This window comes from Plantactinospora sp. CA-290183 (assembly GCF_050936375.1).
In the GTDB taxonomy this organism is placed as follows: Bacteria; Actinomycetota; Actinomycetes; order Mycobacteriales; family Micromonosporaceae; genus Plantactinospora.
Map to the genome: position 1 here is coordinate 643,503 of NZ_JBNJMX010000001.1, position 14,621 is coordinate 658,123.

Sequence of the window (14,621 nt, forward strand, 5' to 3'; positions counted from 1 at the left end):
CGTAAGCGTCACCCACCCGGCGCCGGGCCGGTGATACCGCGAGGGTCGCGGGCGGGTAATCTCGCCCGCGGCGTTCACGGGCCGGGCTGCGAGACCGGGCCTGAAGGTTTCACCGCCGCAAGACCCAAGTACTTCCCGGCCGGGGAGACCCGGGCGGAAAGGCTGTCGACAGAGTCCTGAACGCCAGATGGCGTGCCGGGCGTACGAACCAAGAAGTCCACAGGAGGACACCAGTGGCGAAGGCGAAGTTCGAGCGGACTAAGCCGCACGTCAACATCGGCACCATTGGTCACATCGACCACGGTAAGACGACGCTGACGGCGGCCATCACCAAGGTCCTGCACGACAAGATGCCCGACCTCAACCCGTACACGCCGTTCGACGAGATCGACAAGGCGCCGGAGGAGAAGGCCCGCGGCATCACGATCTCGATCGCACACGTCGAGTACCAGACCGAGGCGCGGCACTACGCACACGTCGACTGCCCCGGTCACGCCGACTACATCAAGAACATGATCACCGGTGCCGCGCAGATGGACGGCGCGATCCTGGTGGTCGCGGCGACCGACGGCCCGATGCCGCAGACCCGCGAGCACGTGCTGCTGGCTCGCCAGGTCGGCGTTCCCTACATCGTCGTGGCGCTCAACAAGAGCGACATGGTCGATGACGAGGAGCTGCTCGAGCTGGTCGAGCTCGAGGTCCGCGAGCTGCTGTCGGCGCAGGAGTACCCCGGCGACGACCTGCCGGTCGTCCGGGTCTCGGCGCTCAAGGCGCTCGAGGGCGACCCGGAGTGGACCGACAAGCTCATGGACCTGATGAGCGCGGTCGACACCGCGATTCCGCAGCCGGAGCGGGAGACCGAGCGGCCGTTCCTCATGCCGATCGAGGACGTCTTCACGATCACCGGTCGGGGCACCGTGGTGACGGGTCGTGCCGAGCGCGGCATCCTCAAGCCGAACGAGGAGGTGGAGCTCGTCGGTATCCGCGAGAAGTCGCAGAAGACGGTCTGCACCGGCATCGAGATGTTCCGCAAGCTGCTCGACGAGGCCCGTGCGGGTGAGAACGTCGGTCTGCTGCTGCGGGGCATCAAGCGCGAGGACGTCGAGCGCGGCATGGTGGTCGTCAGGCCTGGCACCACCACCCCGCACACCGAGTTCGAGGCGACGGTCTACATCCTCTCCAAGGAGGAGGGCGGCCGGCACACCCCGTTCTTCCAGAACTACCGTCCGCAGTTCTACTTCCGGACCACGGACGTCACCGGCGTCGTCACGCTGCCCGAGGGCACCGAGATGGTCATGCCGGGCGACAACACCACGATGACCGTGAAGCTGATCCAGCCGATCGCGATGGAGGAAAACCTCAAGTTCGCGATCCGCGAGGGCGGCCGTACGGTCGGCGCGGGGTTCGTCACCAAGATCCTCAAGTAAAAAGAAGTAATCAAGGTAACCCGATTAGCGTTGCCGTGCGGTAGTACGGCATACTGGTCAGGTTGCGTACCGGCAGGGTGGCTGGCTGCCCGGCAGTCAGCCACCCTTGCTGGGCGTCCGGGGCGTGGCGAGCTACCTCCGGCGCCACCGATTCCCGCAATGGGCGGGAGCCGCCTCGGATTTCCGGGGCGGAGTCTGGCCCCGGGGTGCGACACGCCCGACCGCGGGGGTCGGACAACACGGGAAGTCGGCAGCGCCCGGTCCCCGGCATGGAACACCCCGCTCCCGGTGGGCGGGCTCCGCTGCGGACGGACACACGAGGCGAGAGAAGGAACAGGGGCACCATGGCGGGACAAAAGATCCGCATCCGGCTCAAGGCATACGACCACGAGGTGGTCGACTCCTCGGCGCGCAAGATCGTTGAGACGGTGACGCGTACCGGGGCTCAGGTTGCGGGCCCGGTGCCGCTGCCCACGGAGATCAACCGCTTCTGCGTGATCCGTTCTCCGCACAAGTACAAGGACTCGCGCGAGCACTTTGAGATGCGCACGCACAAGCGTCTGATCGACATCATCGACCCGACCCCGAAGACGGTCGACTCGCTCATGCGCCTCGACCTGCCGGCTGGCGTCGACATCGAGATCAAGCTGTAGGGACCGGACTAATGGACAGGCAAGTGAAGGGCATCCTGGGCGCCAAGCTCGGCATGACCCAGGTCTGGGACAACAACAAGGTTGTCCCGGTGACGGTGGTGCAGGCCGGGCCGTGTGTCGTCACCCAGATCCGCACCGCTGACAAGGACGGCTACACGGCGGTCCAGCTGGCGTTCGGCGTGGTTGACCCCCGCAAGGTCAAGAAGCCGGTCAGCGGTCACTACGCCAAGGCGCAGGTCGCGCCGCGCCGGCACATCGTCGAGCTGCGGACCACCGACGCCGGCGACTACGAGCTGGGTCAGGAGGTCACCGTCGGCGCGTTCCCCGTCGGCGGGACGATCGACGTCACCGGCCGGACCAAGGGCAAGGGCTTCGCGGGTCCCATGAAGCGGCACGGCTTCCACGGCCTGCGCGCCAGCCACGGTGTCGAGCGCAAGCACCGCTCGCCCGGCTCGATCGGCGCGTGCGCGACCCCGGGTCGGGTCTTCAAGGGCACCCGGATGGCCGGCCGGATGGGTGGGGTGCGCTTCACCGTGCAGAACCTGACCATCCAGGCGGTGGACCCGGAGAACAACCTCCTGCTGGTCCGCGGTGCCATCCCCGGTCCCAAGAACGCACTGGTGCTGGTCCGCTCGGCGGCGAAGGCAGAGGCGAAGAAGGGCGGTGCGGCCAAGTGACCACGGTTGACGTTCTCAACACCGAGGGCACCAAGAGCGGCTCCGTCGAGCTGCCCGCCGAGATCTTCGACGTGCAGGCGAACATCGCGCTGATGCACCAGGTCGTGGTCGCCCAGCTCGCCGCCGCCCGCCAGGGCACGCACAAGGTGAAGACGCGGGGCGAGGTCGCCGGTGGCGGCAAGAAGCCGTACAAGCAGAAGGGCACCGGTCGGGCCCGGCAGGGCTCGATCCGCGCGCCGCAGTTCGCCGGCGGTGGCGTGGTGCACGGCCCGGTGCCGCGGGACTACAGCCAGCGGACCCCGAAGAAGATGAAGGCCGCCGCGCTGCGCGGCGCCCTGTCGGACCGGGCCCGCGGCGGCCAGGTGCACGTGGTGGAGAGCTTCGTCGACGGTGAGAAGCCGTCGACCAAGGGCGCCCTCGCCACGCTGCGCAAGGCGACCGGTGCCCGTCGGGTGCTGGTGGTGCTGAGCAGCACCGACGAGCTCAACTGGTTGTCGCTGCGCAACGAGCCGAGCGTGCATCTGCTGGAGGCGGGCCAGCTCAACACGTACGACGTGCTGGTCGCCGACGACGTGGTCTTCACCACGGAGGCCCTGGACGAGTTCCTGGGTGTCCGCGGTGGGGCGCAGGGTGAGGAGAGCGAGAAGTGACCACGATCGCCGATCCGCGAGACATCATCTTCGCGCCGGTCGTCTCGGAGAAGAGCTACAGCGAGCTCAACAAGAACTGGTACACGTTCCTGGTGCACCCGGACGCGAACAAGACCGCGGTCAAGATCGCGATCCAGCAGATCTTCAACGTCCGGGTGATCACGGTCAATACCCTCAACCGCGAGGGCAAGCGCAAGCGGACCCGCACCGGGTACGGCAAGCGCAAGGACACGAAGCGGGCGATGGTGAAGCTGGCCGACGGTGATCGCATCGAGGCCTTCGGCGGCCCGGTCAGCTGAGGGGTATAGACAATGGCTATCCGTAAGTACAAGCCGACGACGCCGGGCCGGCGTGGCTCCAGCGTCGCCGACTTCGCTGAGATCACCCGGTCGACACCGGAGAAGTCGCTGCTGGCTCCGCTGCCGAAGAAGGGCGGGCGTAACGCCCACGGCCGGATCACCACGCGGCACCACGGCGGTGGGCACAAGCGCCAGTACCGCCTGATCGACTTCAAGCGGGTCGACAAGGACGGCGTGCCGGCGAAGGTCGCGCACATCGAGTACGACCCCAACCGCACCGCGCGGATCGCGCTGCTGCACTACGCCGACGGCGAGAAGCGGTACATCATCGCGCCGAAGGACCTGAAGCAGGGCGACGCGGTGGAGTCGGGGCCGGGCGCCGACATCAAGCCGGGCAACAACCTGCCGCTGCGCAACATCCCGGTCGGTTCCACGGTGCACGCCGTGGAGCTGCGGCCGGGTGGCGGAGCCAAGCTGGCCCGTTCGGCCGGCGTCGGCATCCAGTTGCTGGGCCGCGAGGGGGCGTACGCCACCCTGCGGATGCCCTCCGGCGAGATCCGGCGGGTCGACGTGCGCTGCCGGGCCACGATCGGCGAGATCGGCAACGCAGACCAGTCAAACATCAACTGGGGCAAGGCCGGCCGGATGCGCTGGAAGGGCCGTCGCCCGACCGTCCGCGGTGTCGCCATGAACCCGGTCGACCACCCGCACGGTGGTGGTGAGGGCAAGACCTCCGGTGGTCGGCACCCGGTCAACCCGCAGGGTAAGCCCGAGGGCCGTACCCGTCAGAAGGGCAAGGCGAGCGACCGGCTCATCGTCCGCCGCCGCTACGCCACCCGTAAGCGCGGCTAAGGGAGTTAGGTAGACATGCCTCGCAGCCTGAAGAAGGGCCCGTTCATCGACGACCACCTGCTCAAGAAGGTGGAAACGCAGAACGAAAAGGGCTCCAAGAACGTCATCAAGACCTGGTCGCGGCGCTCGACGATCATCCCCGACATGCTCGGGCACACGATCGCCGTGCACGACGGGCGCAAGCACGTCCCGGTGTTCGTCACCGAGGCGATGGTCGGGCACAAGCTCGGTGAGTTTGCGCTGACCCGCACGTTCAAGGGTCATGAGAAGGACGACCGCAAGAGCCGCCGGCGCTGAGTCGCCGACCACGGATTAAGGATCAAGGGGTTTCAGCGATGCCAGTAAAGGGCGACGCTCCGGTGCTTCCGGGCGCGCGGGCGGTTGCGCGACACGTGCGCATCTCGCCGACCAAGGCGCGCCGGGTGGTCAACCTCGTCCGCGGTCTGCCCGCGAAGGAGGCGCTCACGGTGCTGCAGTTCGCGCCGCAGGCGGCGAGTGAGCAGGTCTACAAGGTGCTCGCGAGCGCGATCGCCAACGCGGAGAACAACGAGCGGCTGGACCCCGACGCGCTGCTCGTCAGCGAGGCGTTCGTGGACGAGGGCCCGACGATGAAGCGGTTCCAGCCGCGGGCACAGGGCCGGGCGTACCGGATCCGCAAGCGGACCTGCCACATCACCGTCGTGGTCGAGGCGGTCGCGCCGTCGACGCCGGCGAAGCGGACCGCGGCCAAGAAGGCCGCCCCGGCCAAGTCGACCGCTGCGGGAGAGTCCGCCGCGCCGGCCGAGACCGCGGCCGAGACGCAGGGCAAGGGCGACACGCAGAGCAAGACGGAGGGTGCCGAGTAATGGGGCAGAAGGTTCACCCGCACGGGTTCCGGCTCGGCATCTCGACCGACTGGAAGTCGCGCTGGTTCGCGGACAAGCTCTACAAGGACTACATCGGCGAGGACGTGAAGATCCGCCGGATGATGTCCAAGGGTCTGGAGCGGGCCGGTATCTCGAAGGTCGACATCGAGCGCACCCGCGACCGGGTCCGGGTCGACATCCACACCGCGCGGCCGGGCATCGTCATCGGCCGTAAGGGTGCGGAGGCCGACCGGATCCGCGGCGAGCTGGAGAAGCTCACCGGCAAGCAGGTCCAGCTCAACATCCTCGAGGTGAAGAGCCCGGAGTCGGACGCGCAGCTGGTCGCCCAGGGCGTGGCCGAGCAGCTCTCCAGCCGGGTCAGCTTCCGGCGGGCGATGCGCAAGGCCATGCAGTCGGCGATGAAGAACCCGATCGTCAAGGGCATCCGGGTTCAGGTCTCCGGCCGGCTGGGCGGCGCCGAGATGAGCCGTACCGAGTTCTACCGCGAGGGTCGGGTCCCGCTGCACACGCTGCGGGCCAACATCGAGTACGGCTTCTTCGAGGCCCGGACCACCTTCGGCCGTATCGGCGTGAAGGTCTGGATCTACAAGGGCGACGCCGTACCCGGTCGCGAGGCCCCGGCCGAGGCGGGCCCGGCGCGTCCGCGCCGCGGCGAGCGGGGCGACCGTCCCGAGCGGCCGCGTCGTGGCCGGTCCGGTTCCTCCGGCACCACCGCGGGCGGCACCGAGGCCGGACGGGCGGCGGCAGCCGGCCTGGGGCAGAGCAGCGGTGACACCCCGACCGGTGAGTCGATCGACAACGCCGCGGTCGCCGCGGCGCCGGCTCCCGCAGAACCACAGCAGGAGGGCTGACACATGCTGATGCCGCGCAAGCCCCCGAAGGGCTTCCGCAAGCCGCACCACCCTGACCGCCACGGCGCGGCCAAGGGCGGCACCCGGGTGGTGTTCGGCGAGTTCGGGATCCAGGCGCTGGAGTCCGCGTATCTGACCAACCGGCAGATCGAGGCGGCCCGTATCGCGATGACCCGCCACATCAAGCGTGGTGGCAAGGTCTGGATCACGGTCTTCCCGGACCAGGCCCTGACCAAGAAGCCGGCCGAGACCCGGATGGGTTCCGGTAAGGGCTCCCCCGAGTGGTGGGTGGCCAACATCAAGCCGGGGCGGGTCCTCTTCGAGATGTCCTTCCCCAACGAGCAGATCGCGCGAGAGGCGATGCGCCGCGCGATCCACAAGCTCCCGATGAAGTGCCGCATTGTGACGCGCGAAGTGGGTGAAAGCTGATGGCCGCTGGCGTGAAGGCTGCCGAGCTGCGTGAACTCTCCGAGGAGGAGCTGGTCGCGAGGCTGCGGGAGGCCAAGGCGGAGCTGTTCAACCTCCGCGTCCAGGCCGCGACCGGTCAACTGGACAACAACCGTCGGTTGCAGATCATCCGTCGGGAGATCGCCCGGATCTACACGATCATGCGTGAGCGCGAGCTGGGGCTTTCGGCCGCGCCGACTGAGGTGACTGCATCATGAGTGAAGAGACCACCACCGCGGAGTCGCGGGCCCAGCGCAAGGTTCGCGAGGGGCTCGTGGTCAGCGACAAGATGGAAAAGACCGTGGTCGTCGAGGTTGAGGACCGGGTCAAGCACGCGCTGTACGGCAAGGTCCTGCGCCGCACCAGCAAGCTGAAGGCCCACGACGAGCAGAACGCGTGTGGCGTCGGCGACCGGGTGCTGCTCATGGAGACCCGCCCGCTGTCCGCCACCAAGCGTTGGCGGGTCGTGGAGATCCTCGAGAAGGCCAAGTAAGAGCCGTACGGCGGGCTCATGGTTCCGCCAAGCTCAGCCGGCCCGGGACTCCGGTCCGGTGTACGGGTCGGGGAAACGGCCGGCTGAGAACTGGCAGACATAGGAGATAGACGTGATTCAGCAGGAGTCGCGACTGCGCGTCGCCGACAACACGGGTGCCCGGGAGATTCTGTGCATCCGGGTGCTCGGCGGCTCCGGTCGGCGCTACGCGAGCATCGGCGACGTCATCGTGGCCACGGTCAAGGACGCGATCCCGGGCGCGGGTGTGAAGAAGGGCGACGTCGTCAAGGCGGTCGTCGTCCGCACCGCGAAGGAGAGGCGGCGGCCGGATGGTTCGTACATCCGGTTCGACGAGAACGCTGCCGTGATCATCAAGGATGGTGGCGACCCGCGCGGTACCCGCATCTTCGGCCCAGTCGGCCGTGAGCTGCGGGACAAGCGGTTCATGAAGATCATCTCGCTCGCACCGGAGGTGTTGTAACCGTGAAGGTCAAGAAGGGTGACACGGTTGTCGTCATCGCCGGTAAGGACAAGGGTGCCAAGGGCAAGGTCATCGCGGCCTACCCGCGGCAGGACAAGATCCTGGTCGAGGGCGTGAACCGGGTCAAGAAGCACACCCGCATCCGTACCACCCAGCGCGGCGCCAAGACCGGCGGCATCGTCACGCAGGAGGCTCCGATCCACGTCTCGAACGTGCAGGTCGTGGACTCCGACGGCAACCCGACGCGGATCGGGTACCGGTTCGACGAGAGTGGCCAGAAGGTCCGTGTCGCGCGCAGCACCGGTAAGGACCTCTGATGACGTCGACCGAAACCAAGACGATGCCGCGGCTCAAGGAGCGGTACCGCAACGACATCGTGGCCCAGCTGCGCGAGCAGTTCGGCTACGGCAACCCGATGCAGGTGCCCGGCCTGGTCAAGATCGTCGTGAACATGGGCGTCGGCGAGGCCGCGCGGGACGCGAAGCTGATCGACGGCGCGGTGCGCGACCTGGCGACCATCTCGGGTCAGAAGCCGCTGGTGCGGCGGGCCCGCAAGTCCATCGCGCAGTTCAAGCTCCGCGAGGGCATGCCGATCGGCGCCAAGGTGACCCTGCGCGGTGACCGGATGTGGGAGTTCCTGGACCGGCTGCTCTCCATCGCCCTGCCCCGGATCCGCGACTTCCGCGGCCTCGACGGGCGGAAGCTGGACGGCCACGGCAACTACACGTTCGGCCTGACCGAGCAGTCGGTGTTTCACGAGATCGACCAGGACCGGATCGACCGCGTACGGGGCATGGACATCACGCTGGTCACCACCGCCACGACCGACGACGAGGGCCGGGCGCTGCTCAAGCTCCTGGGCTTCCCGTTCAAGGAGAACTGAGATGGCCAAGAAGGCGCTGATCCTCAAGGCTGCCGCGAAGCCGAAGTTCTCGGTTCGCGCGTACACCCGCTGCCAGCGGTGCGGACGGCCGAAGGCGGTCTACCGCAAGTTCGGCCTCTGCCGGGTGTGCATCCGGGAGATGGCCCACCGCGGTGAACTGCCCGGTGTGTCCAAGGCTTCCTGGTGACAGCCGGTCCCCGTCCGACCGCGGTGCGGGGACCGCAACCTGGCAGAGCCCAGCCCCGTCCCGACCGGTGGTCGGGGCGAGGAACGCAACGCCGTAGGCCCGGGCACGGCCTCGGGAACCCCGGCGAGAAAGGCTGACGAGATCCATGACGATGACCGACCCGATCGCAGACATGCTCACGCGTCTGCGTAACGCCAACCAGGCGTACCACGACCGGGTGACGATGCCCTACTCGAAGATCAAGGCGAACATCGCCGAGGTCCTCAAGGCCGAGGGTTACATCGCCACCTGGTTGGTCGAGGAGCCCGAGGAGGGCGCCGTCGGCAAGCGACTGGTCGTCGAGCTGAAGTACGGCCAGAACCGCGAGCGGAGCCTGGCCGGCATCAAGCGCGTGTCCAAGCCCGGTCTGCGGGTGTACGCCAAGTCGGACGGGCTCCCTCGGGTGCTCGGTGGGCTGGGCGTGGCGATCATTTCGACGTCCCAGGGGCTGCTCACCGACCGGCAGGCCCGCAAGCGGAGCGTTGGCGGGGAAGTCCTCGCCTTCGTCTGGTAACGGGAGACAGGTAGAAATGTCGCGTATTGGACGTAAGTCGATCCCGGTGCCGGCCGGCGTCGAGATCACCATCGACGGCCAGACCGTAAGGGTCAAGGGGCCGAAGGGCGAGCTGTCGCACACCCTGGCCGAGCCGATCACGGCGGAGCGGGGCGACGACGGCCAGCTGCACGTCAGCCGGCCCAACGACGAGCGGCGCGCCAAGGAGCTGCACGGGCTCAGCCGCACCCTGGTGGCGAACATGATCGTCGGGGTGACCGAGGGCTACCGCAAGACCCTGGAGATCGCCGGTACCGGTTACCGCGTCACCGCCAAGGGCAGCGACCTCGAGTTCGCGCTCGGGTTCTCGCACCCGGTGCAGGTACCGGCTCCGCCCGGCATCACCTTCACGGTCGAGCGGCCCACGATGTTCCACGTGGCCGGCATCGACAAGCAGCAGGTCGGCGAGGTCGCCGCCAACATCCGGAAGATCCGTCCGCCGGAGCCGTACAAGGGCAAGGGCGTCAAGTACCAGGGCGAGATCATCCGCCGCAAGGCTGGAAAGGCAGGTAAGAAGTGACCGCCACGCTGCTCAAGCGCCGCCGCGGCGTCGCCGCCCAGCGCGCCATCGGGCGGGCACGCCGGCACTTCCGGGTCCGCAAGACCGTCACCGGTACGGCCGAGCGCCCGCGTCTGGTCGTCACCCGTTCGCTGCGGAACATCACCGCCCAAATCGTGGACGACGGCCGGGGACACACCCTGGTCTCCGCCTCGAGCCTGGACGGGTCGATCCGGGGCGGGGAGGGCGACAAGAGCGCCCTGGCCGGCAAGGTGGGTACGCTGCTAGCCGAGCGGGCCAAAGCGGCCGGCATCTCCCGGGTCGTCTTCGACCGCGGTGGCAACAAGTACGCGGGGCGGATCGCCGCGCTTGCGGATGCTGCCCGCGAAGCCGGGCTCGAGTTCTAGAACCCCGTCACGAAGAGAGAGGAAGGCTGCTGATGCCAGGTCAACAGCGCCGTGGCGGCGGGTCCGGTGGCAACGAGGGTGGTCGCCGCGACAACCGCCGTGAGGGCGGTCGCGGAAACGCGCCCGCCGAGAAGACCCCGCACCTCGAGCGGGTCGTCGCGATCAACCGCGTCGCCAAGGTCGTGAAGGGCGGTCGTCGCTTCAGCTTCACCGCCCTGGTGATCGTGGGCGACGGCGACGGCACCGTCGGTGTGGGCTACGGGAAGGCCAAGGAGGTGCCCGCGGCGATCGCCAAGGGCGTCGAGGAGGCCAAGAAGCACTTCTTCAAGGTGCCCCGCATCGCCGCCTCGATCCCGCACCCGGTGCAGGGCGAGGACGCCGCCGGCGTGGTCCTGCTCAAGCCGGCCAGTGCCGGTACGGGTGTCATCGCGGGTGGTCCGGTGCGTGCCGTACTGGAGTGCGCGGGCATCCACGACGTGCTCTCCAAGAGCCTCGGCTCGTCGAACCCGATCAACATCGTGCACGCCACGGTCGCGGCCCTGAAGGGGCTGGAGTCGCCCGAGGCGGTCGCGAAGCGTCGGGGTCTGCCGGTCGAGGACGTCGCCCCGGCCGCCATGTTGGCGACCCAGGCGGGGGTGACCTCCTGATGGCACGTCTCAAGGTGACCCAGCTCCGGTCCGGGATCGGGACCAAGCACAACCAGCGCGAGTCGCTGCGTTCGCTCGGTCTCAAGCGGATCAACGACGTGGTGGTCAAGGAGGACCGTCCCGAGATTCGGGGCATGATCTTCACCGTGAGCCACCTCGTGAAGGTCGAGGAGGTCGAGTAATGACGATCAAGGTCCATCACCTCCGTCCGGCCCCCGGTGCCAAGACCGACAAGACCCGGGTGGGTCGCGGTGAGGGTTCCAAGGGGAAGTCCGCCGGTCGGGGTACCAAGGGTTCGAAGGCCCGCAAGAACATCTCGGCGGCGTTCGAGGGTGGGCAGATGCCCATCCACATGCGCCTGCCGAAGCTGAAGGGCTTCAAGAACAAGTTCAAGGTCGTGTTCCAGGTGGTGAACCTGGACCGGCTGGCCGAGCTGTTCCCGCAGGGCGGTCAGGTTGGTCCGGCGGAGCTGGTCGAGGCCGGCGCCGTCCGCAAGGGCCAGCCGGTGAAGGTTCTCGGTGACGGCGACCTCGGTGGGATCGCCCTCCAGGTGTCGGCGCACGGGTTCAGTGCGTCGGCCAAGGAGAAGATCGCCGCCGCCGGTGGCTCGGTCACGGAGCTGTAAGACGACGTGGTCGCGGCGCTCGCCCAGTTCTCGCAACTGGCGGGCGCCCCGGTCTGCTCCAGGGGCGCGAGCCCCGGTTAACATCGGAAACGGTGAATGTTCCCCGGGCACACCTGCCCGGGAGCGCGCCGGACTGTTAGAGTCCGATCCCAGCTATGGGTATCGGGTCGTTCGCCCGACAGCCACCCCGTCCCGCCACGCACCATCGGCGGCCCGCCTCGCGCAGGAGGAAGAAGTTGCTCTCCGCCTTTCTCAGTGCGTTCCGCACGCCTGACCTGCGCAAGAAGCTGCTGTTCACAGTAGCCATCATCGCGGTCTACCGGCTCGGTGCGACGCTGCCCAGCCCGGGCGTCTCCTACGGAAACGTGCAGAAGTGCATCAACACCATGGAGAGCGGCGAGGGCAACGGTGTCTTCAACCTGCTCAACCTGTTCTCCGGTGGCGCGTTGCTGTCGCTGTCGGTCTTCGCGCTGGGCATCATGCCCTACATCACGGCCTCGATCATCCTGCAGCTGCTCACCGTGGTCATCCCACGGCTGGAACAGCTCCGCAAGGAGGGTCAGTCCGGCCAGGCGAAGATCACCCAGTACACCCGTTACCTGACGCTCGGCCTGGGCATCCTGCAGGCGTCGGCGTTCGTCGCACTGGCCCGTTCCGGCCAGCTCTTCAACGGGATGTGTGACGAGTTCCCGATCATCCCCGAGAACACCGGGCTGCCGGTCTGGCTCACCGTCACCGTGCTGGTGATCACGATGACCGCCGGCACCGGCGTGGTGATGTGGCTCGGTGAGCTGATCACCGACCGGGGCGTCGGCAACGGCATGTCGGTCCTGATCTTCACCTCGATCGCGGCCCGGCTCCCCAGCGAGGGCTGGACGATCAAGAACAACAAGGGTTGGGGCATGTTCGCCCTGGTCCTGGTCCTGGTCCTGGTGGTCATCACCGCGGTGGTCTTCATCGAGCAGGCGCAGCGCCGGATCCCGGTGCAGTACGCCAAGCGGATGATCGGGCGCCGGATGTACGGCGGCACCTCGACCTACATCCCGCTGAAGGTCAACCAGGCGGGTGTCATCCCGGTCATCTTCGGCTCGTCGCTGCTCTACCTGCCGACCCTGCTGCTCCAGTTCTTCGACCAGAACAACCTGAACAGCTGGCAGATGTGGGTGCAGAACCACCTGGTCCAGCCGGACAGCCCGACCTACATCAGCGTCTACTTCCTGCTGATCATCTTCTTCACGTACTTCTACGTCTCGATCACGTTCAACCCGACCGAGGTCGCGGACAACATGAAGAAGTACGGCGGGTTCGTGCCGGGCATCCGGCCGGGCAAGCCGACGGCTGACTACCTCGACTTCATCCTCAGCCGCATCACCCTGCCGGGTGCGCTGTACCTGGGCGTCATCTCGATCCTGCCGAACTTCTTCTTCATCTGGCTGGACAACCAGCAGTTCCAGAACTTCCCGTTCGGTGGCACCGCCGTACTGATCATGGTGGGTGTCGGGCTGGAGACGGTGAAGCAGATCGAGAGCCAGCTCATGCAGCGGAACTACGAAGGGTTCCTGCGGTAGATGCGACTCGTTCTGGTTGGTCCCCCCGGGGCGGGCAAGGGGACCCAGGCCGAGTTCATCGCCGCCCACCTGGCCGTGCCCAAGATCTCGACCGGGGACATCTTCCGGGCCAACGTCACCCAGGGCACCCCGCTGGGTGTGGAGGCCAAGCGTTACATGGACGCCGGCAAGCTGGTTCCGGACGAGGTGACCATCAACATGGTCCGGGACCGGCTCGCCGAGGCGGACGCGGGCGAGGGGTTCCTGCTCGACGGCTTCCCGCGGACCACTCCGCAGGCGGCCGCGCTGGACAAGCTGCTGGCCGACCTCGGCACCGCCCTTGACCTGGTCATGGAGCTGGTGGTCGACGACGACGAGGTCATCCGGCGCCTCTCCGGCCGGCGTACCTGCCGGGGCTGCGGCAAGGTCTGGCACATCGAGTTCGACGCGCCGACCGTGGTGGGGGTCTGCGACCGGTGCGGGGCGGAACTCTTCCAGCGGGACGACGACAAGGCCGAGACCATCGCCGAGCGGCTGCGCGAGTACGCGGACAAGACCGCCCCGTTGATCGACTACTACGGTGCCCAGGGCAAGCTGGTCGGGATCGACGCCACCGGGCCGGTGGAGGACGTCACGGTGCGGGCTATCGACGCTCTGCGCTCCTACGGCGGATAGGCTGATCCCATGCGCCGTCCCCAGCTGGACATCCAGCTGAAGACCCCGGAGCAGATCGACAAGATGCGCGCCGCTGGGCTCGTTGTCGCGGCGGCCCTGGCCCGGATGCGTACGGCGGTCGCGCCGGGCGTCACCACGGCCGACCTCGACGCGATCGCCGAGTCCGTGATCCGTGAGGCGGGCGCCGTCCCCTCGTTCAAGGGCTACCACGGCTTCCCGGCGTCGATCTGCTCGTCGGTCAACGAGCAGGTCGTGCACGCCATCCCGGCACCGTCGCAGGTGCTCCGGGAGGGCGACCTGATCTCGATCGACTGTGGCGCGGTGCTGGACGGCTGGCATGGCGACGCGGCGATCACCGTCGGCGTCGGCGAGGCGCGGCCGGAGCTGCTCCGGATGGCGACCGTCGCCGAGGACGCGATGTGGGCCGGGATCGCCGCCGCCGCCCAGGGCGTACTGAGCGGGCGGGGCCGGCTCACCGACATCTCGTACGCGGTCGAGCGCGCCGTCCGGGCCGGTGGCCGGTACGGCATCGTCGACGGCTACGGCGGCCACGGCATCGGCACCGAGATGCACCAGGACCCGCACGTGCTCAACCACGGCCGACCCGGTCGCGGTCCCCGGCTCTTCGTGGGGATGGCGCTGGCGATCGAGCCGATGATCACCATGGGCTCGCCGCGCACGGCGGAGCTGGACGACGGCTGGACGGTGGTGACCCGGGACGGCTCGGTCGCCGCGCACGTCGAGCACTCCATCGCGCTGCTGGACGACGGGGTCTGGGTGCTGACCGAGCCGGACGGCGGCCGGGCGCGCCTCGGCGAGCTGGTCACCTCGCGGGAGCCGGCGAACTCCTCGTCCGGTTAGCA

25 protein-coding genes are annotated in these 14,621 nt (G+C 68.1%); all 25 read left to right on the forward strand.

Annotated features, from left to right (window positions below; translation table 11 throughout):
* Nucleotides 1-233 precede the first annotated feature (233 nt).
* The 25 genes from tuf to map all read left to right on the forward strand — a co-directional run bounded on the left by tuf (nucleotide 234) and on the right by map (nucleotide 14,619).
* A complete protein-coding gene (gene tuf / locus ACQEUR_RS03100; RefSeq protein ID WP_433024843.1) occupies nucleotides 234-1,427 on the forward strand; it encodes an elongation factor Tu in 1,194 nt (397 codons plus the stop codon).
* Nucleotides 1,428-1,771: 344 nt separating this feature from the next.
* On the forward strand, nucleotides 1,772-2,080 hold the full coding sequence (gene rpsJ, locus ACQEUR_RS03105; protein WP_007073037.1) for a 30S ribosomal protein S10: 309 nt from the start codon (nucleotides 1,772-1,774) through the stop codon (nucleotides 2,078-2,080).
* Between the two features lie 11 nt (nucleotides 2,081-2,091).
* Entirely contained in the window at nucleotides 2,092-2,757 is a 666-nt protein-coding gene (gene rplC, locus ACQEUR_RS03110; RefSeq protein WP_433024846.1) for a 50S ribosomal protein L3, read from the forward strand.
* Nucleotides 2,754-3,407 (forward strand): 50S ribosomal protein L4, encoded by a 654-nt coding sequence (gene rplD / locus ACQEUR_RS03115; RefSeq protein ID WP_433024848.1) that lies wholly within the window; start codon nucleotides 2,754-2,756, stop codon nucleotides 3,405-3,407. The genes rplC and rplD overlap by 4 nt, the downstream gene beginning before the upstream one ends.
* On the forward strand, nucleotides 3,404-3,706 hold the full coding sequence (gene rplW / locus ACQEUR_RS03120; RefSeq protein WP_433024851.1) for a 50S ribosomal protein L23: 303 nt from the start codon (nucleotides 3,404-3,406) through the stop codon (nucleotides 3,704-3,706). The genes rplD and rplW overlap by 4 nt, the downstream gene beginning before the upstream one ends.
* A 12-nt stretch (nucleotides 3,707-3,718) precedes the next feature.
* Nucleotides 3,719-4,558 (forward strand): 50S ribosomal protein L2, encoded by an 840-nt coding sequence (gene rplB / locus ACQEUR_RS03125; protein WP_433024854.1) that lies wholly within the window; start codon nucleotides 3,719-3,721, stop codon nucleotides 4,556-4,558.
* Nucleotides 4,559-4,573: 15 nt separating this feature from the next.
* Nucleotides 4,574-4,855 carry a 30S ribosomal protein S19 gene (gene rpsS, locus ACQEUR_RS03130; RefSeq protein WP_067359615.1) on the forward strand — a complete coding sequence of 94 codons (282 nt, stop codon included), beginning with the start codon at nucleotides 4,574-4,576 and terminating at the stop codon, nucleotides 4,853-4,855.
* 38 nt (nucleotides 4,856-4,893) lie between these two features.
* Nucleotides 4,894-5,403: a 50S ribosomal protein L22 gene (gene rplV, locus ACQEUR_RS03135; protein WP_433024858.1), complete on the forward strand. Its 510-nt coding sequence runs from the start codon at nucleotides 4,894-4,896 to the stop codon at nucleotides 5,401-5,403.
* Complete coding sequence (rpsC, locus tag ACQEUR_RS03140) at nucleotides 5,403-6,275, forward strand: 30S ribosomal protein S3 (RefSeq protein WP_433024861.1); 873 nt, start codon at nucleotides 5,403-5,405, stop codon at nucleotides 6,273-6,275. The genes rplV and rpsC overlap by 1 nt, the downstream gene beginning before the upstream one ends.
* A gap of 3 nt (nucleotides 6,276-6,278) precedes the next feature.
* A complete protein-coding gene (rplP, locus tag ACQEUR_RS03145; RefSeq protein ID WP_192765393.1) occupies nucleotides 6,279-6,704 on the forward strand; it encodes a 50S ribosomal protein L16 in 426 nt (141 codons plus the stop codon).
* Entirely contained in the window at nucleotides 6,704-6,940 is a 237-nt protein-coding gene (gene rpmC / locus ACQEUR_RS03150) for a 50S ribosomal protein L29 (protein WP_433024864.1), read from the forward strand. Before rplP ends, rpmC begins: the two co-directional genes overlap by 1 nt.
* Entirely contained in the window at nucleotides 6,937-7,215 is a 279-nt protein-coding gene (gene rpsQ / locus ACQEUR_RS03155; protein ID WP_433024866.1) for a 30S ribosomal protein S17, read from the forward strand. Before rpmC ends, rpsQ begins: the two co-directional genes overlap by 4 nt.
* A gap of 112 nt (nucleotides 7,216-7,327) precedes the next feature.
* Nucleotides 7,328-7,696 (forward strand): 50S ribosomal protein L14, encoded by a 369-nt coding sequence (gene rplN / locus ACQEUR_RS03160; RefSeq protein ID WP_007465279.1) that lies wholly within the window; start codon nucleotides 7,328-7,330, stop codon nucleotides 7,694-7,696.
* A gap of 2 nt (nucleotides 7,697-7,698) precedes the next feature.
* Nucleotides 7,699-8,013 carry a 50S ribosomal protein L24 gene (gene rplX / locus ACQEUR_RS03165; protein ID WP_433024869.1) on the forward strand — a complete coding sequence of 105 codons (315 nt, stop codon included), beginning with the start codon at nucleotides 7,699-7,701 and terminating at the stop codon, nucleotides 8,011-8,013.
* Nucleotides 8,010-8,579 carry a 50S ribosomal protein L5 gene (gene rplE / locus ACQEUR_RS03170; RefSeq protein WP_433025924.1) on the forward strand — a complete coding sequence of 190 codons (570 nt, stop codon included), beginning with the start codon at nucleotides 8,010-8,012 and terminating at the stop codon, nucleotides 8,577-8,579. The genes rplX and rplE overlap by 4 nt, the downstream gene beginning before the upstream one ends.
* A gap of 1 nt (nucleotide 8,580) precedes the next feature.
* Nucleotides 8,581-8,766, forward strand: a complete 186-nt coding sequence (locus ACQEUR_RS03175; protein WP_007073023.1) for a type Z 30S ribosomal protein S14 — start codon at nucleotides 8,581-8,583, stop codon at nucleotides 8,764-8,766.
* Between the two features lie 145 nt (nucleotides 8,767-8,911).
* Nucleotides 8,912-9,319, forward strand: coding sequence for a 30S ribosomal protein S8 (rpsH, locus tag ACQEUR_RS03180; RefSeq protein ID WP_067301438.1), 408 nt, complete (start codon nucleotides 8,912-8,914; stop codon nucleotides 9,317-9,319).
* Nucleotides 9,320-9,335: 16 nt separating this feature from the next.
* Nucleotides 9,336-9,878 carry a 50S ribosomal protein L6 gene (rplF, locus tag ACQEUR_RS03185; protein WP_433024872.1) on the forward strand — a complete coding sequence of 181 codons (543 nt, stop codon included), beginning with the start codon at nucleotides 9,336-9,338 and terminating at the stop codon, nucleotides 9,876-9,878.
* A complete protein-coding gene (gene rplR, locus ACQEUR_RS03190; protein WP_433024875.1) occupies nucleotides 9,875-10,264 on the forward strand; it encodes a 50S ribosomal protein L18 in 390 nt (129 codons plus the stop codon). The genes rplF and rplR overlap by 4 nt, the downstream gene beginning before the upstream one ends.
* Nucleotides 10,265-10,296: 32 nt before the next feature.
* Nucleotides 10,297-10,911 (forward strand): 30S ribosomal protein S5, encoded by a 615-nt coding sequence (gene rpsE, locus ACQEUR_RS03195; protein ID WP_433024878.1) that lies wholly within the window; start codon nucleotides 10,297-10,299, stop codon nucleotides 10,909-10,911.
* Nucleotides 10,911-11,093, forward strand: a complete 183-nt coding sequence (rpmD, locus tag ACQEUR_RS03200; protein ID WP_007465262.1) for a 50S ribosomal protein L30 — start codon at nucleotides 10,911-10,913, stop codon at nucleotides 11,091-11,093. Before rpsE ends, rpmD begins: the two co-directional genes overlap by 1 nt.
* Nucleotides 11,093-11,536: a 50S ribosomal protein L15 gene (gene rplO / locus ACQEUR_RS03205; RefSeq protein ID WP_433024881.1), complete on the forward strand. Its 444-nt coding sequence runs from the start codon at nucleotides 11,093-11,095 to the stop codon at nucleotides 11,534-11,536. Before rpmD ends, rplO begins: the two co-directional genes overlap by 1 nt.
* Before the next feature lie 236 nt (nucleotides 11,537-11,772).
* Entirely contained in the window at nucleotides 11,773-13,104 is a 1,332-nt protein-coding gene (secY, locus tag ACQEUR_RS03210) for a preprotein translocase subunit SecY (RefSeq protein WP_433024884.1), read from the forward strand.
* Nucleotides 13,105-13,758, forward strand: coding sequence for an adenylate kinase (locus ACQEUR_RS03215; protein ID WP_433024887.1), 654 nt, complete (start codon nucleotides 13,105-13,107; stop codon nucleotides 13,756-13,758).
* Between the two features lie 9 nt (nucleotides 13,759-13,767).
* The gene (gene map / locus ACQEUR_RS03220) at nucleotides 13,768-14,619 is read left to right on the forward strand and encodes a type I methionyl aminopeptidase (protein ID WP_433024890.1); all 852 of its coding nucleotides are present in this window, start codon (nucleotides 13,768-13,770) and stop codon (nucleotides 14,617-14,619) included.
* Nucleotides 14,620-14,621: the final 2 nt, after the last annotated feature.

What these genes read in the sequence shown, in the direction of transcription:
- rpsJ (WP_007073037.1), top strand. Translation starts at nt 1,772, where the DNA reads ATGGCGGGACAAAAGATCCGCATCCGGCTCAAGGCATACGACCACGAG.
- rplC (WP_433024846.1), top strand. Translation starts at nt 2,092, where the DNA reads ATGGACAGGCAAGTGAAGGGCATCCTGGGCGCCAAGCTCGGCATGACC.
- rplB (WP_433024854.1), top strand. Translation starts at nt 3,719, where the DNA reads ATGGCTATCCGTAAGTACAAGCCGACGACGCCGGGCCGGCGTGGCTCC.
- rpsS (WP_067359615.1), top strand. Translation starts at nt 4,574, where the DNA reads ATGCCTCGCAGCCTGAAGAAGGGCCCGTTCATCGACGACCACCTGCTC.
- rplV (WP_433024858.1), top strand. Translation starts at nt 4,894, where the DNA reads ATGCCAGTAAAGGGCGACGCTCCGGTGCTTCCGGGCGCGCGGGCGGTT.
- rpsC (WP_433024861.1), top strand. Translation starts at nt 5,403, where the DNA reads ATGGGGCAGAAGGTTCACCCGCACGGGTTCCGGCTCGGCATCTCGACC.
- rplP (WP_192765393.1), top strand. Translation starts at nt 6,279, where the DNA reads ATGCTGATGCCGCGCAAGCCCCCGAAGGGCTTCCGCAAGCCGCACCAC.
- rpmC (WP_433024864.1), top strand. Translation starts at nt 6,704, where the DNA reads ATGGCCGCTGGCGTGAAGGCTGCCGAGCTGCGTGAACTCTCCGAGGAG.
- rpsQ (WP_433024866.1), top strand. Translation starts at nt 6,937, where the DNA reads ATGAGTGAAGAGACCACCACCGCGGAGTCGCGGGCCCAGCGCAAGGTT.
- ACQEUR_RS03175 (WP_007073023.1), top strand. Translation starts at nt 8,581, where the DNA reads ATGGCCAAGAAGGCGCTGATCCTCAAGGCTGCCGCGAAGCCGAAGTTC.
- rpsH (WP_067301438.1), top strand. Translation starts at nt 8,912, where the DNA reads ATGACGATGACCGACCCGATCGCAGACATGCTCACGCGTCTGCGTAAC.
- rplF (WP_433024872.1), top strand. Translation starts at nt 9,336, where the DNA reads ATGTCGCGTATTGGACGTAAGTCGATCCCGGTGCCGGCCGGCGTCGAG.
- rpsE (WP_433024878.1), top strand. Translation starts at nt 10,297, where the DNA reads ATGCCAGGTCAACAGCGCCGTGGCGGCGGGTCCGGTGGCAACGAGGGT.
- rpmD (WP_007465262.1), top strand. Translation starts at nt 10,911, where the DNA reads ATGGCACGTCTCAAGGTGACCCAGCTCCGGTCCGGGATCGGGACCAAG.
- rplO (WP_433024881.1), top strand. Translation starts at nt 11,093, where the DNA reads ATGACGATCAAGGTCCATCACCTCCGTCCGGCCCCCGGTGCCAAGACC.
- ACQEUR_RS03215 (WP_433024887.1), top strand. Translation starts at nt 13,105, where the DNA reads ATGCGACTCGTTCTGGTTGGTCCCCCCGGGGCGGGCAAGGGGACCCAG.
- map (WP_433024890.1), top strand. Translation starts at nt 13,768, where the DNA reads ATGCGCCGTCCCCAGCTGGACATCCAGCTGAAGACCCCGGAGCAGATC.